17 protein-coding genes are annotated in these 14,377 nt (G+C 50.8%); 1 reads left to right on the top strand and 16 read right to left on the bottom strand.

From position 1 onward, the window contains the following. Positions 1 to 663, bottom strand: a complete 663-nt coding sequence (locus AC6I3O_RS25415; RefSeq protein WP_016221090.1) for a response regulator transcription factor — start codon at positions 661 to 663, stop codon at positions 1 to 3. A gap of 211 nt (positions 664 to 874) precedes the next feature. On the opposite strand from AC6I3O_RS25415, the gene AC6I3O_RS25410 reads away from it, so the two are divergent. Further along, positions 875 to 1,234: a helix-turn-helix transcriptional regulator gene (locus AC6I3O_RS25410; RefSeq protein ID WP_016221089.1), complete on the top strand. Its 360-nt coding sequence runs from the start codon at positions 875 to 877 to the stop codon at positions 1,232 to 1,234. Positions 1,235 to 1,261: 27 nt separating this feature from the next. Here the strand turns inward: AC6I3O_RS25410 and AC6I3O_RS25405 are convergent, their stop codons facing one another. The 15 genes from AC6I3O_RS25405 to AC6I3O_RS25335 all read right to left on the bottom strand — a co-directional run bounded on the left by AC6I3O_RS25405 (position 1,262) and on the right by AC6I3O_RS25335 (position 14,265). Beyond that, complete coding sequence (locus tag AC6I3O_RS25405; protein WP_497853260.1) at positions 1,262 to 3,079, bottom strand: lysozyme family protein; 1,818 nt, start codon at positions 3,077 to 3,079, stop codon at positions 1,262 to 1,264. 38 nt (positions 3,080 to 3,117) lie between these two features. Then, a complete protein-coding gene (gene srtB / locus AC6I3O_RS25400; RefSeq protein WP_497853259.1) occupies positions 3,118 to 3,903 on the bottom strand; it encodes a class B sortase in 786 nt (261 codons plus the stop codon). 39 nt (positions 3,904 to 3,942) lie between these two features. Continuing rightward, on the bottom strand, positions 3,943 to 4,347 hold the full coding sequence (locus AC6I3O_RS25395) for a DUF6075 family protein (RefSeq protein ID WP_016303340.1): 405 nt from the start codon (positions 4,345 to 4,347) through the stop codon (positions 3,943 to 3,945). 14 nt (positions 4,348 to 4,361) lie between these two features. After that, positions 4,362 to 6,695, bottom strand: a complete 2,334-nt coding sequence (locus AC6I3O_RS25390) for a VirB4-like conjugal transfer ATPase, CD1110 family (RefSeq protein ID WP_497853258.1) — start codon at positions 6,693 to 6,695, stop codon at positions 4,362 to 4,364. Then, positions 6,688 to 7,173, bottom strand: a complete 486-nt coding sequence (locus AC6I3O_RS25385; protein WP_257465225.1) for a PrgI family protein — start codon at positions 7,171 to 7,173, stop codon at positions 6,688 to 6,690. Before AC6I3O_RS25385 ends, AC6I3O_RS25390 begins: the two co-directional genes overlap by 8 nt. A gap of 1 nt (position 7,174) precedes the next feature. Continuing rightward, positions 7,175 to 7,411 carry a hypothetical protein gene (locus tag AC6I3O_RS25380; RefSeq protein WP_257465224.1) on the bottom strand — a complete coding sequence of 79 codons (237 nt, stop codon included), beginning with the start codon at positions 7,409 to 7,411 and terminating at the stop codon, positions 7,175 to 7,177. 26 nt (positions 7,412 to 7,437) lie between these two features. Continuing rightward, positions 7,438 to 8,274, bottom strand: coding sequence for a VirB6/TrbL-like conjugal transfer protein, CD1112 family (locus AC6I3O_RS25375; protein ID WP_497853257.1), 837 nt, complete (start codon positions 8,272 to 8,274; stop codon positions 7,438 to 7,440). Between the two features lie 105 nt (positions 8,275 to 8,379). Continuing rightward, on the bottom strand, positions 8,380 to 8,736 hold the full coding sequence (locus tag AC6I3O_RS25370; RefSeq protein WP_016221081.1) for a hypothetical protein: 357 nt from the start codon (positions 8,734 to 8,736) through the stop codon (positions 8,380 to 8,382). Positions 8,737 to 8,750: 14 nt separating this feature from the next. Further along, a complete protein-coding gene (locus AC6I3O_RS25365; RefSeq protein ID WP_016221080.1) occupies positions 8,751 to 10,544 on the bottom strand; it encodes a VirD4-like conjugal transfer protein, CD1115 family in 1,794 nt (597 codons plus the stop codon). Further along, complete coding sequence (locus AC6I3O_RS25360) at positions 10,531 to 10,728, bottom strand: hypothetical protein (protein WP_016221079.1); 198 nt, start codon at positions 10,726 to 10,728, stop codon at positions 10,531 to 10,533. The genes AC6I3O_RS25365 and AC6I3O_RS25360 overlap by 14 nt, the downstream gene beginning before the upstream one ends. Before the next feature lie 15 nt (positions 10,729 to 10,743). Further along, positions 10,744 to 11,604 (bottom strand): hypothetical protein, encoded by an 861-nt coding sequence (locus AC6I3O_RS25355; protein WP_016221078.1) that lies wholly within the window; start codon positions 11,602 to 11,604, stop codon positions 10,744 to 10,746. Positions 11,605 to 11,606: 2 nt separating this feature from the next. Then, positions 11,607 to 12,467 (bottom strand): PcfB family protein, encoded by an 861-nt coding sequence (locus AC6I3O_RS25350; protein WP_016221077.1) that lies wholly within the window; start codon positions 12,465 to 12,467, stop codon positions 11,607 to 11,609. Then, complete coding sequence (locus AC6I3O_RS25345) at positions 12,409 to 13,854, bottom strand: relaxase/mobilization nuclease domain-containing protein (RefSeq protein ID WP_497853256.1); 1,446 nt, start codon at positions 13,852 to 13,854, stop codon at positions 12,409 to 12,411. Before AC6I3O_RS25345 ends, AC6I3O_RS25350 begins: the two co-directional genes overlap by 59 nt. Next, positions 13,821 to 14,153, bottom strand: coding sequence for a plasmid mobilization protein (locus AC6I3O_RS25340; protein WP_497853255.1), 333 nt, complete (start codon positions 14,151 to 14,153; stop codon positions 13,821 to 13,823). The genes AC6I3O_RS25345 and AC6I3O_RS25340 overlap by 34 nt, the downstream gene beginning before the upstream one ends. Beyond that, positions 14,101 to 14,265, bottom strand: coding sequence for a DUF3789 domain-containing protein (locus AC6I3O_RS25335; RefSeq protein WP_497853254.1), 165 nt, complete (start codon positions 14,263 to 14,265; stop codon positions 14,101 to 14,103). The genes AC6I3O_RS25340 and AC6I3O_RS25335 overlap by 53 nt, the downstream gene beginning before the upstream one ends. Positions 14,266 to 14,377 lie beyond the last annotated feature (112 nt).

The raw sequence follows: 14,377 nt of genomic DNA, 5'->3' as shown, positions 1-14,377 counted from the left end.
TTAGTCCACCTCATATTTATATCCAATTCCTTTTACAGTAACAATGCAGTCAAGATGCAGTTTTTTTCGCAGGTTTTTTATATAAGTATCTACTGTCCTGTCAATAATAGGATGGCTGTCGCCCCATAAATCGTCAAGTATCTGAGAACGGGTCAGAACCAGTCCTTTATGCTCCACAAACAATTTCAGCAAGTCAATCTCTTTTGGAGTAACGTCGATTTTTCCATTGTCATCTTTTGCTGTATAACCTAAAAAATCTACAATTACATTTCCAAATTCGATTGTATCTGGTAAAATCCCCTTTCCGCTTCTTCTTAAAAGTGCAGTAATGCGCCGCCCTAACAAAATCATGGAAAAGGGTTTTACGATATAGTCATCTGCCTGTCCGTCAAAGCTGGAAACTTGTGTATATTCGTCCCCTATTGCTGTTAGCATAAGTATCGGGACAGAACTTTTTTCTCTGATTTCATGCAAAACAGAAAGCCCCGATATTTTTGGAAGCATAATGTCAAGTACAATTAAGTCAATCCTGCTATTGCTAAAACATTGCAGCGCAGATTCCCCGTCATACGCAGGAATTAATTTGTGTCCCGCTAATTTCAAATACTCGCAAATCGCTTCATTTGTTTTTCGGTCATCTTCAACAATAAGTAATGTCGCCATATAAATCACCTCTTTTTTCAGTTTAACACTCCAATATGGAGCGAATGTGAAATTTTAGAAAGAACATCCATTTATGTGCTAATTTACATCTATTATAACCGCTTATATAAATAGCAACAATTATGCAAATAGGATTTCACATCGTTTAGTAGGATACCACACCTCTGTAAAATATAAGGGTAAAAGTTTTCAGAGTACAGGTGGTGAACGCATGGACAAAAGAAACAACGATTTTGACTTTGATTTCAGACCGTTAGGACTGGCAATCAAAAAAGCCCGTAAAGCTCAAGGCGTGACCAGAGAACAGTTTGCGGAGATTATTGATTATAATCCCAGACATCTTCAAGCTGTTGAAAATGAGGGGCAGTATCCAAGCATAGAGCTGTTTCTTCAACTTATCACAATGTTTGATGTATCAGTTGACGAACATATACATACTGAGGAAAAAGCAAAGAAAAGTTCTATCCGAAGACGTTTGGATGCTATGCTTGACCGACTGGATGACAAAGAACTGTCTGTTGTCGAAGCAACTGTAAACGGGCTATGTAAAGCAAAAGAGCCAGAGGATTGACCTCTGGTTTCCTTTTGCTCCGCCCAACTAATAGTTTGGGCATCCGTAGCCGTATATTGAGCCGCTCCCAACTGGATAGCTCTGCTGTTTGCAGGCATCCCCAGAGTTACCCTCCACGGTGTAAACCGTCCCATTCTCGCATCTCTCCACGATTCCCACATGGTCGATTGAGCCGTTGCTCCCCCAATCAAAGAAAATGAGGTCGCCTGCCTGCGGCTCATAGTTCTTGTCCTGCCACTGTCCTTTGCCCTTGAACCAGTTTACGCCGTCCGAGCAGAGGGAGAATTTCGGCACAATTCCGCTTTCCAGATAGCCGCACTGGTCGGCACACCACGATGCGAAGCAGGCACACCATTCCACACGCCCGCCAAATCCATACCAGCTCCAATAAGGCTGCCCGCCCTCGTTGCCGAGCTGTGTTAAGGCAACTTCTACAATGGCTTGGTTTCCTCCGCTTGTGAATGCCCGCCCGTATGGGTAGTAGCGTAACACATGGGCGGGGTACTGCGTGTCACCGTATTTCTCCCAACCGAGCCGCTGTGCCTGCATTGCGGAAAACTCCACCGCATTTGCATAGGAATAGCCGCCGTAGTTGGTCTTTGCCCATGAGATATACCCGTTGCCGAAGTTGTATCCCTGCAGGGCGAGCTTGATACGCTCCATGTCAATCGGGCTTTCCACTTCGGCTGATGTGAGGGCGGCTTTTAATTCCTGCACGCCGCACTCAATGGAATATTCGGGGTCTTTGATGCCGTTCGGCTGATGGGGGTACTTTTTGTTGAAGCTCCCCTCCGCCGCCTGCATCGGGTCGTTGCCTTTACCGCCAGATTCCTGCATCATCACCGCCTTGATAAGCTCCACATATTCGGGGATTCCGTACTGCTTCGCATACTTCTGTATCAATGGCGTGTAGGCTTCGACCTCCGCACTGACAGGGGTATAGGATGTGCTGTCGCTGCCGCCCCCGAACAGGGAAACGGCGCACCCAAGCAGGACGACGATGAGGATTATCACGACGGCAATCCAGCCGCCTGCGATAAGGGCAGAAATCAACGCCTTAGCCCCTGCGATAATCGCCTTAACTGCCGCAATGGTCGCCTTGACCGTGCCTTTCGTTGCTTCGGCTGTCGCCTTTGCGGTGGCTTTCGCTGTCTGCGCCGCTTTCTGGGCGGCTTTGGCAGACGCTTTCGCCGTTTTCTGCGCCGCCTTTACGGTCTGCGACCTGGTCTTAATCGCTGTCTTGGATGTCGCCTTTGCGGTTTTCACGCCTTTTTCCGTCGCCTTGACCGTGCCTTTGGCTGTGGTCTTGACGGTTTTTTCCGCATTTCTGGCGGTTGTCTTTATCGTCCGCTTTCCCTGCTGTCTGGTCTTTATCAATGAGTTTGCCGCCGTCTGGGGCGTTTCGGTCTTGGTAGAAGTAGCAGAAACAGCGGGACGGCTCGCAGTCCCTTGTATTTCCTGCAAGCCGTCCTGTCCCATTGTACGCATGGCGTTTTGTCCTGCCTTATTCCGCATTGTTTTCTGCTCTGCGGCTTTCTTCGCCCGCTTTGCCTTAAAGTCGGCAATTTTATCCTTTGCCTTACCGATATTTTCCCTTGTGGCTTCAGCGTTTTTCTGCCCCTGCTTATTAAATTGGTGGATGCCCTCGTCCTTGATACGCCCCGAAGCATGGGAAACCTTGTCGGCGGCATATTCCGTGGGGGAATTTTCCTCTGCATAATATCCCTGCTCCGCCTTGTCCTTTGTCTTGGTGTAAGCGGATTTCATGCGTTCCCCTGCAACAGCCGCCTTATCAAGCGTCTTAATTGTGCCTTTAACCGCATCTCTGGTCTTTATATCAGCCATAAAATCCGACCTCCTTTCCCAGAAGATTTGCGGTCATGTCAGTTTACCTTTTTTGCCACGACGACAAGCCTGCCGTTCTGTGCCGAGTATTCGCAGGTGGAGAGGGTAATGAGCCTGTCGCCGTATTGGGCTGTCACGCCCGTATCATACAAGGCAAGCTCCTTGCACTTCCCGACAAAGGCATCAAATTCTTTTTCATTCTCCGCATTGACAAAATCATAGTAGCGGTAGCCCTGTGAGCTGTACGCCACGGTCTTAAACACGGCAATGATTTCATACTGCGCCTGCTCCGTGAGGGTGTCAAACTGAATGGTCTTATGCTTCTCATAAAAGTTCTTGGATTTATAATCTTCCAATGCCCCGAACATCCTGCCGCCTTTGATGTGGTGTCCGTAGATAACCAGATTGTCGCTTGTTAGGATGTCGCAGTCCTCTTGGATATACGGCACGCCTAAGTCGCTGTATTCCTTTTCAAAGCTGTGTTTCAGATAGAAGTTGGGATTGTTCTTGCTCTGCATGACGGGGTAGTTGATGCCTGTTCCGTCAATGGCAATCCACCCGACCATATCCTCATTCTGCAAATACAGTTCCTTGTATTTTGCCAATATATCCTCGCCCTCGCTGACGGACGTATCCTTATCTTTTGGCGGTTCTTCCTCTGGCTCGGCGTTCTCCACAACCTCGGCAATCTCCGCAAAGGCTTCGGTCTGCTCGTCTATCTGCTGGTAATGGCTGTAAATCTTAAAGCCGCAAAAAACCGCCGCTCCCAAAAGGACGACAGCGGCGGCGGTACAGAGAATACATTTATAGTTTATCAGATTCATAAATTATTCCTTTCTTTATTCTTGTTTTTTTATTTTCAGTTACCGTGTATGCTCCGCCTGCTTCTTGGGCGTGGGTAAGTCCCTGCAATATTCTGGATACCGTGCCTTGATGCCCTCCATGAAATACGGGGCGAATTCGCAGCAGAACAATTCCTCTGGCGTGAAAAGTTTCTCACGCCCCTCCTCGGCGTAACCGTTCCAGAGGTTAAAGGCAAGGTGGCAGACCTTGACCGTGCCGCTTGTCTGCCATCCTGCGTGCATCCCCTCTGGCTTGATGCAGTCCGTCTTAAAATCGAACATGGCGTTGATGTTCTGCCTTGTTTCCCCCGCAATCCCCATCACATAGAAAAACGCCCTGTGGTAGCAGTCGTTGACTTTGCATTTCATCATACTTTCCAGAAAAAAATCACGGTGGGCTGCGTTGCGAAACCTTATCTCTGACATAAAAATCCCTCCTTTTAGCACTCCCCAAATTTCGTTGTCATCAGCTTATACAGCTCCGTATTGCGTGGGAATTTGTTGACGAACGGCACGAGGGAGCTGCCGACTTTCAATAATCCCTGCCCCGCACCGACATTCGTGATATAGCTCATCTGCAAATCGGAGATGTTAAGGAGCTTCGCAAGCTCGATACGGTCTGTGGATGCTTGGTTCAGCATGATGATAAATTCAGAGTTGGCAAGCATCGTCCTCGCCGTATGGCTCTGCAAGAGGTCGTCCACATTCTGTGTGATTCCAGTGCAGTACGCCCCGTACTTACGCACACGCTTCCAGAGGGTAAAGAGGAAGTTCGCCGAGTATTCATGCTGAAAGAGCAGATAAATCTCGTCAATGAAAATAAAGGTGTTCCTGCCTTTCGCCCTGTTCTGGGTGATGCGGTTTAAGATGCTGTCGAGGACAACAAGCATACCGATAGGCTGTAACTGCTTGCCCAAATCCAGAATATCGTAGCAGATAAGGCGGCTGTGGGTGTCCACGTTCGTATGCTTGGCAAAGGTGTTGAGAGAGCCGTCCGTGAAAAGCTCAATCGCAAGGGCGATTTCCTGCGCTTCTGGCTCGTCCTGCTTTAACAGCTCCTCACGGAAGTCCTGCAAGGTCGGCGGCGTACCCATATAGTTGCCCTGCTGGTAGTAGCGGTAGACGCTTGCCGTGCAGCGGTCTATAATGGATTTCTGCTTTGCCCCAAGGCTTGCCCCGCCAATGAGCTGTTCGCACAAAGACAAAATAAACTCTGATTTCAAGATGACGGGGTTCGCACCATCGCCGTAATCAGAGTTCATGTCCATTGCGTTGATGTGGTTGTCGCTCGTCGCCGAGATGTGGACGACCTCGCCCTGCATTGCCTTTACAAGCGGGGAATATTCTCGCTCTGGGTCTATAACCAAGACATCGGCGTTGGGGTCGGTCAGAATGATGTTCGTCATTTCCTCCTTTGCCGTGAATGACTTGCCTGCACCAGACACGCCGAGGATAAAGGAATTTCCATTCAGCAGGTGGCGGCGGTTGGCGATTATCATATTTTTACTGATGACGTTCTGCCCGTAATACACGCCGTCCTTATGGTAGATTTCCTGCACACGGAAGGGGATAAATACGGCAAGGCTCTCCGTTGTCAGCGTCCTCAACGCATCAATCTTCCTCACGCCGAACGGCAGGGCGGTGTTCAGACCGTCCATCTGCTGGTACTTCAGCACGGCAAACTGGCAAAGATGTTTCCGTGCCGTCGTAAGCAGGGCTTCCGTGTCATTGTCAAGCTGCTCTTTGGTATCTGCGGTATGCACCATCGTAAGAACGGCAAACATCATCCTCTGGTCACGGGTCGTCAAATCGTCGAGGAACTCTTTGCTCTCTTTTCTCTGCTGCTCCAAGTCGTAGGGGATGACGGCGGAAAAGTTGTTGTTCTGGTTCTGTTTCCTCTGCCAGTTCGTGATGTTGGTTTCCACACCGAGCAGGCGGTTTTCCACCTCCCGCACGGCTTCGTCCGTCGGGACAGGAACAACATCCACGGAGAGCATCATGTTACGGTTTAATTCGCAAAGCTCCGCCACCATACTGTCCTTGATATAGGCGGCGTACTCTCTGAGGAATATCACACGCCCGTAGCGGTTTCCCATCTTAAAATAATCTTTCTCGAACTCAAAGGAGTCGGGGCAGATATAGTCCTTGAAATCGTGACCTTTCCGCATGGTCTGTGCCATGTCAAAGGAGAACGCCGTTTCCTCGCCCGTGCGGTAAAAATCATGGAAGATACGCAGCTTGTCGTTTGCATCCAGTTCCGTACACTTCGAACCTAAGCGGTTGAAATGCCCGATAAGGTCAGCCCCGACACGGGCAAAATAATTCCTCGCTTCCTCGATGTTCTTCTTGCAGACGGAAACGGTTACATATTTGTCCTGCACGGTGGAGTTTGCCCCCGTCGCCTTGTCAAGCAGCATCTTGTTGTATTCCTTACGGTATTTATCCAAATCGTCCTCCGCCATCGGGATTAAGATGGTCTGCTCAAAATCCGCCTTATTGAGCCTGCGGTTGTTTATCGTGATTTTCGTGGTCGCCCCGCTGTCGAGGGCGTTAAGAAGCTCCGAGTATTCGAGGAACATCGCTTCCTTGTCCTCACGGCTCGCCACGGCGTAGTTGATGTCCTCAAACTTGAATGTCTTTGCGTATTTGTTCCTGCCCACAAGGAAGATGCCGTCCTCCCACATGGTCTTTAACGGGATGACCGTCTGCACCGACTTTGGCACAATGAATTTCTCCCTGTCCTGCTTGAACAGCGTTTTCAGCGTCTTAATCATAGTCTACCTCCTTACGCTTTCTTAATTTCTTATTTTTCTTTCTGGATTTTTCAGCCTGTTTTCTCCGCTCCTTTGCCGCATTGCGCCTTGCCCTCCTGCATTTTTTCTTTTTCTTATCCTGCACGGCGGGCAAGCCTTTTTCATGTGCGTCCAGTGCCTGCTTCACCGCTTCGTAATATAAATTCTCTGGAACAAACAAAATCTTCTTCGGCATCAGAAACTGCGACTTTATCCACGCCCACACAAACTGCTCGGCGGTCATGCCGTTGTACCTTACAAAGCCCATGACCGCAAAAGGGGAAGCCCCCAAGATGCACATCCAGCTCAATGTTTCCGTCCCGAACCTGCCACGGAGCAGGAAGAACAAGCCGACCGCCACGCCGCAGGCAAGCACGGAAAACAGGAACTGCCGCATCGACAGCCCGAAGAACATGGATTCCGTGTAGTTGCGGATTTCCTTATTTATCTTGACTTCCATATCAGCACCCCTCCTCCCCGACATCCCCCGTCGAAATAAAGAGGATGCTGCGTTTTGGGATATATGCAAATCCAGAAATGGCATCCCCGATTTCAAATATCTCGTTATCGTCAGCTTTTTCAAATTTTCCGACCAGCCCTTTTTCCGCAGGCAGGTCATAGGCTTCAGAAGCCCCGATGACTTCTCCATTTAACAAATGGATATCATAATTCTGGCAATACTTCGTTTCTTTTTTCATTTCAATTTTCCTTTCCTGTTGGATAATTACAAGCCCATCATTTCCCTTACCACACGGTCTGCCATCTTGACCGCACCGACAAGGACGAGCATATTGAATACCAATTCCCCGATATAGCCCCATACCATCGTGACCGCCGCCGCATCGGGGTTGACTGCGGGCGGGGACGCCGCAAACACCGAGAAGATGATGCAGGCAAGCACGATGATTGCCCCCTCAAGGCACACGGCGGAGTAGCTCTTGATGAAGCTCTTTCCCACGCTCTGGCTCGGCTCTCCTGCAAACGAGGACAGCGGCACGGGGGCGATGGCGGTATATAAATATAGCTTGAAAAATCTCCCATACACCGACATTATCATAATGAACGACAATACCGTGATAAACAGCCCGCCTATCAGCGTGACTGCCCATAAGGGGATGCTCTCGAAAAAGCCGCAGTCCTCCACGGCTGTCACAATCTCCTGCGGCAAGACGGTCTTTTGCGCCGAGCCAAAGCCTGCGGCTTTCATAATGGCGGAAATCACGCCCTGCACGATTTTAAACAGAGCTATCATCAGCTCCAAGCCGTAAGTGACCGCACCTTTCGCAAGGGCGAAGCGGATGAACAGCTTCAAGGCGTGTTCGGGCTTCTTCACGCTTGCGAAGTCGCCGCAGGTACGCATCACGCCCACGACAAAGAACAGCACGAGCAGGGCAAGCCCGATAGCTTGCAACGCCCCGTGGATGTCAACGATGACTTTCCATATCGCACCGCCCTTAAAGGTTTCGGGGGATTGGGTGATGAGCTGCCATATCTCGGCTAACTTTTCATTCCATGTGTCAAGGGCGTTCTCCAAGTTCTGGACTACCCAGTTGTCTGACATTCGACCACCTCCGTTCTTAAAATTTGATAGCGGGGCAAGTCCCGAAGAGCGGATCTGCCCCGTTATCCTGTCTTGTGTCAGTCTGTTATTTCAGTCTGTTTTGGATTAGCCTGTGATGAGGGTCAAAATCTCCTTTGCAAAGGTAATCACAACGCCGCCCGCCAGCGTGAGGAAGCCGTTCGCCCTCTGGGACGGGTCGTGGGATTTCAGCGACAAGCCGACCTGCACGATGCCGAAACCGAGCATAATCATCCCGACCGCCCGTATCAGACCGAAGATGAAATTGGAGAGGTTGTTGACAACGGCAATCGGGTCATTGGCGGCAAAGGCAGTCATGGATGTGCCAAATACCATCATAACGGCAAGCACCGCCACGCAGTAATGGCGGAAGCCCTTTTTTACCTTGCTTGTCATCGGCAGTTTCTGGGTTGCTTTCTTCTCGTTTTTCTGAAAAAGTTTCATAGGGTAAATCCTCCTTATAAATTGAATATTTCTTCCAAGTCCTCATCGGACAGAAGCTCATAGGAAGTGCTGACAGGATTAAGCGCAACAGCGTCTTTTGGAATATCCCCGCCAAACACAAAGGTTGCGACCGCCTGCGTCGGCTCGCCGTGGATATACGGCGGCTTCCCGCCGTCGGCGGTCAGTTTCACGTTCGGGTGTTTCAAAATGTCGTACTTCAAATCCATGACGGGGCGTTCCCCACGCACAAAAAGAAGTGCGTAGCGGTTGTCTAGCATACGCACCTCGTCTGGTGTTAAAAGCTCACGCCCCGAAATCTGGTAGTTGGTGGAATAATTGCCGCTCCGCCCAGAGCTTTTCCCGTAGGTGTTCGTGTCTATCGTGGCTTTTCCAAGAAGCTCACTTACAAACTTATGGGTACTCTGCTCGTTGCCGCCCAGGTAGAGGAACTCATCGGCGTTCCCGACGATGCTTTCCCACTGTTTCTCAAACAGGGCTTTAAGCTGTGCCAGATTTTGCAGGATAATCGAAACGGACACGCCCCTTGACCTCATAACTGACAGTATCTTGTCAAAGTCATCGGGCAAACTGACGTTCGCAAATTCATCCATAATGAACTGGCAGTGGACGGGCAGGCTCCCGCCGTATTTATGGTCTGCGAGATAAAATAGCTGTTGGAATAGCTGCGTGTATAACAGCGACACAAGGAAATTGAAACTGGTGTCGTTGTCTGGTATCAGTGCGAACAGTGCGACTTTCTTCTCGCCCAAAGACGGCAAATCCAGCTCGTCCGTAGCGGTCAAGGATGCAAGGCTTTCCAGATTGAACTTCTCAAGCCTTGCGGCAAGGGTTATCTGGATGCTCTTTAGCGTCTTGGCACTCCCGCTGTGGTAGTCACGGTAATATTTGAGGGCGATATGCTCTGGGTTCACCATTTCCAAGCGGTCAAACAGCTCGTCAAGCGGGCTTACATAGCTGTCGTCGTCCTCCCTTACCTCGCCCGCCCTTAAAAGCTCCATCACCATCGGGAAATTCTGCTCGTCTGGCGGGGCTTCGTATTTCAGATAGAACACGAGGGACAATAGCAGCATACTCGCCGCCGTGTCCCAGAACGGGTCTTGCGACTGGCTTCCTTTCGGCGTGGTCGCCTTAAATAAATTTGTTACCAACCTCTGCACGTCGTTGTCGTTTCTTAGATACACAAACGGGTTGTAGCAGTGGCTTTTGTGCATGTTGATTAAATCAAGCACACGCACCTCATAGCCTTTCTTTTCCAGAAGCCCGCCCGTGTCACGGACAATCTCGCCTTTCGGGTCTAAGATTACCATTGACGTGTTGCACTGCATGACGTTGGGCTTACAAAAAAATCTGGTCTTTCCTGCGCCAGAGCCGCCCACCACGAGGATATTTAAGTTCCTGCGGTGTTTCTTCCCGTCAAGCCCGATGCGGACGCTCTGGGTCAGCAGCTTGTTTTCCGATGCGTCTTTATCTCGGTACTTTTTATTGAGAGTGCCTGCGTTGCCCCATTTAGCAGAGCCGTGTTCCTCCCCTTTGCGGTAGTTCCTGCGTGTGGAGAAATAAACGCCGATTCCCATGCCGTAGGCAAGCAGGAAAATAAGGACAGTCCTTACGCTGTCCCCGCATACCGTTATGGAAAACGGATTCTCGATTGCTGCGGATAAGTTGCCGATTATCTCCACGATGCCGCCGCTGACATAAGGGGCAGTCAGCAGGGCAAGCCACACGACAGGAACAAGCCCGCATAAAGAGAGGATTAAGCCCGCCTTATAATCATCACCGTTCTTCATGGCACTTGCACGGGGCGACCTTTACTTTCTTGGTCGGGGCGAATGCCACCCTGCTTATCAGCTCGTCAACAGGCTCGGTGGGGCGTTCCTCCTGTATCTGCTGTGTCCGCAGGGTGTTGAGGGCGTTGAGGACGATATTCTTATCATATTTATCCAACGCCAAGTGATAGCGTTCTTCTTTCATAGTCTGCACCTCCGATTAGCGTTCCTGCTCTTTGGATTTGGGCGGCTTGTTCTTTTCAAGGCTCTTATACATATCCGACTGGATTTCGCCGAGTACGTCACGCATCGAGCCGAGCTGCCCTTTAAATTCCTGCGTTTCCATGCCCTCAAATTCTTTCGGGAGCTTGTCAAAATTAAAGCCCTTTGTGTCCACGCCGTAGCGGGAGCTTACCATATAGGCGACGCAGAACGACTTGAACTCTGAAGCGTCACGGCTCTCCTTATGCTTGAAGTCAAAGACCGCCGCCGACACTTCCTTTGCCATGCTGACAAAGAGCTGTTCCTCATTCAATCCCGTCTTGATGAAGATGGTCTGCTGTGCGCTGTCGTAGAACGCAGGCAGCTCAAGGTCGTCCACTGGCACAAAGGAAACGGGGCTTGCGTCAATCATCGCCGACACAAGCTCCCGCATGGTTTTGGCTTCCTGCGGCTGCTGCCTGTCCTTTGCCGAGGTCTGGGAAATGTCGTAGACCACTTTTGCGTTATAGCCGACCGCCTTTGAGCCGTCCTCCCGCTCGTATTCTTTCCCTGGCTCAAGGATGGTGATTTTCTGTGCGTCCCTGTCCACATAGGCACGGCTCTGTTTCCAACTGCCGTAATCCTTAAGCTGCGTCGCTTCGGGCATCTGTGCCGACACCAAGATGGCGTTGTTGACGGAGTAGCGGTCAAAATGCCCCTGCACGTCAAGATACTGGCGAAAGCTGTCGCCGTTTGCCATCATTTCCGAGCAGGTGTTGTCTATCAGCTCATAGGCTGCTTTCCGCTGCTCCTGTTTCTGGGCAGCCCATTCCTCTTTGTTAAAAGGTCTGCCGCCGCTGAATACGTCATAAATGCTCATGCTTATCTTGCTCCTTTCGATTTTGCTTTCCGTTTCCGCTTCTGGGGCTGCTTATGCTCCGTCTTTCCTGCGGTCGGTTTCTTTGCCCTGTCGGAAGATTTCTCTTTTGCAGGGGCGGCGTCCGCTTCCTGCTCCTTTCTGCCCTCCTTTATCTTCCGCAGTTCCTCCCTGACTGACGGCTTTTGTGCCTTAGTCATAGTAGCCCCCTCTGCGGGCTTCCTTTGCTGCTTTAAGGTAGGCTCGGACAGAGGGGATTTTTCTGTCTTTGCCACCGAGGGGTTTGGGGCGTTTTCCTCTTTCTGCATGGGCTTTCCCATAAGGGCATCCATGAGTTTGTCTTTCTCCGCCTTTTCCTCCACGCCGACGTCTGGCTCTGGCTGACCGTCCTTTGCCCCTGCATCTTTTTCTCCTGCGGTCTTGGCATCTTTCGCCTTTCCCTTTGCCCCTTTCGATTTCTCCGCCTCGGTCACGATGGAAGCGGTGTCTACCGATGCAAGGCTGAACCGCTCCACGATGCGGCTGATTTTCGATGCGTCCTCCGCACGGGCAATCACGTCCACCTCCGCATCGGGGTCTTTGTTCTTACGGTCTGCGAGGACGCAGTAGAGTACGCCGTATTTTTTCGCTTCCTGCGTGAACTTCTTCAAGTCGCCGCTCTTTACGGTAAAGACTTTTAATTCTTTCCCAGAGCGGAGCATATTTGTGAGCCTTGCCTTTCCTTTGGTTTTCTGTTCTTCCTTTAAGATGGAGTAGAGCAGGATGGCGATGTTCTTCGCACCCGCCCCCGTGATTCTGGCTGCGACCTCAAATCCCTCCAAGCTCATCCTTACGATTTGCTCCGCCGCTTCGCCGCCTGTGTTCATGCTTCATCAGCTCCTTTCCTTTTTCTTTGTTCTCATCTGCCCGTATGGTCTGCAACTTCTCTTTGATAGTGCCGCTGCGGGCTTCGATTCCCTCACATAATCTGACCTCCCTCCTCAGTATTTTCATACGCCCCGTGATTTCCGACAGCCGAGCCTTGACCGCTTCTTTTTCTTTGCCGACTGATTTGCGGCTCTGGGAATAAAGCCCCTTGCGCTGTTCGGTCAGCTCCTGCATCTCGGATTCCAGAGAGCCTTTATAAGACAAAAGCTGCTCCGCTGTGTCAATATGGTTGCGGCAGAGCAGCCTTGTTTCGTTGGTGATGGCTTCCATCTTCATCAAGTCGTCCTTTAGAAGATAGTGAAGCCTTGCGTAATTCTGCTGTTTCTTCTTTGGCAGGATGCCGAGCTTATAGCAGTAATGGAGATACAGCCCACGCAAGCCGCCGATTTTCTTTGTGTCTTTTAATGTGCCTTTTACCTTTATCACTCTGACCTGTGGCTGCTCTTTGGAAAAACTCTGGAACTTGACCGCATAGGAGTTTTCCCGTATGCGTTCCGTTATCCTTTCATTGGTGTAATCTTCGCCGAGCTTATAGAGCCGCTTCGGTCTTTGCCACCCTTTCCCGATAATCGTCCAGTATCTTCGGTTGAGGTCAAAATTAATGCGGTATCCCATTTCCGACAACTGGCGGTCAAAGTCTTTCAGTGTGAATGATTTTGAGATTGCTTCGTCCACCGCCTGCCGTGCCACGCTGTCCCTTGTAGGCAGACCGTTCTTCTCGGCTTGGCAGAGGACATAGGGCTTCTTCCTGCCGCTTGGGTGTTCGATGACCGATAAGGAATACTCACGGCACAATTCATCCGAACGCTGGCGGAGCAGCCGCAGGTTTTTCTTGTTGTCGTGGTAGTGCCTGCCGTCAATATAAGAAACTGAGTTGACGACAAAGTGGTTGTGCAGGCATTCCGTGTTCAGATGCGTCGCCACGATTACTTGAAACCTTTCTCCCCACATCTTTTCCGCCAGCTTCACGCCGACCTCATGGGCAATCTCTGGCGTGACCTCGCCCGCCTTAAAACTCTGGAAACCGTGGTAGCAGACAATCTCGCTTTCATCGTTCCATTGGGTTTTTGCCATCATCATCTCATCCCTTGCGGTAGTCGGGTCGCAGTTTACGCCCGTGACAAAAAACTGCCTCTCGGTCTTGTCCCCGTTGGTGGCATACTTCACCACGTCGCCCATCGCCTGCAAGTCCGCATCCGTGTATTTTGGGTTGGCGGTCTTTTCTGGGTTCTCCGCATAGTCGATGGGGTGGTCGAGCCTGCCTTTCACGTCCCATATCTCGCAGACCGCCATCAGCCAGACGTCTTCCTCGGAATAAGGTAGCACCTGCCCACGTCCAGACGGAAGTCCCGCCACCGTTTGGCTTCGTCGTAGAGCATCGGCGTGTCCACGAAGTTTAAAGCGTTCGCCTTTGCCGCAAGCTGGTTGATGCGGTTGCCGATGGCGGACAGCTCCCGCATGATTTTATAAAACTCTGGGTCTGGCTTCTCGCACAGGCGGTAGCCCATGACCATCGACTGGAGCAGGGCTTGTCTGGAGTGCCCCGCCCTCTCTGCAAGGGAGCAGAGGTATTCAGCTTCTTCCTCGGTCAGTCGGAACAGTATCTGCACGTTTCGTTTCCGCATCCAAATCCCCCTTTCCCTCGGACAGCCTGTTAATCTGCAGCACGCACATACACGCCACGCCGACCATGCCGCCGAGCGTTGCGCCGAGGATAAAATATATAAATTCACTCATTCTTGGATTCCTTTCTGTGACCGCCGTGCCGCACATGGCATGGCGGTATACTTTGGCATTGTTCTTTTTACGGGGTATTAGGGGAGCTTTCCCCTAACAAGCGAATTTTGTT

This window comes from Sporofaciens sp. St.21A7, assembly GCF_059728535.1.
This window is presented reverse-complemented; position numbering and strand designations above follow the sequence as displayed.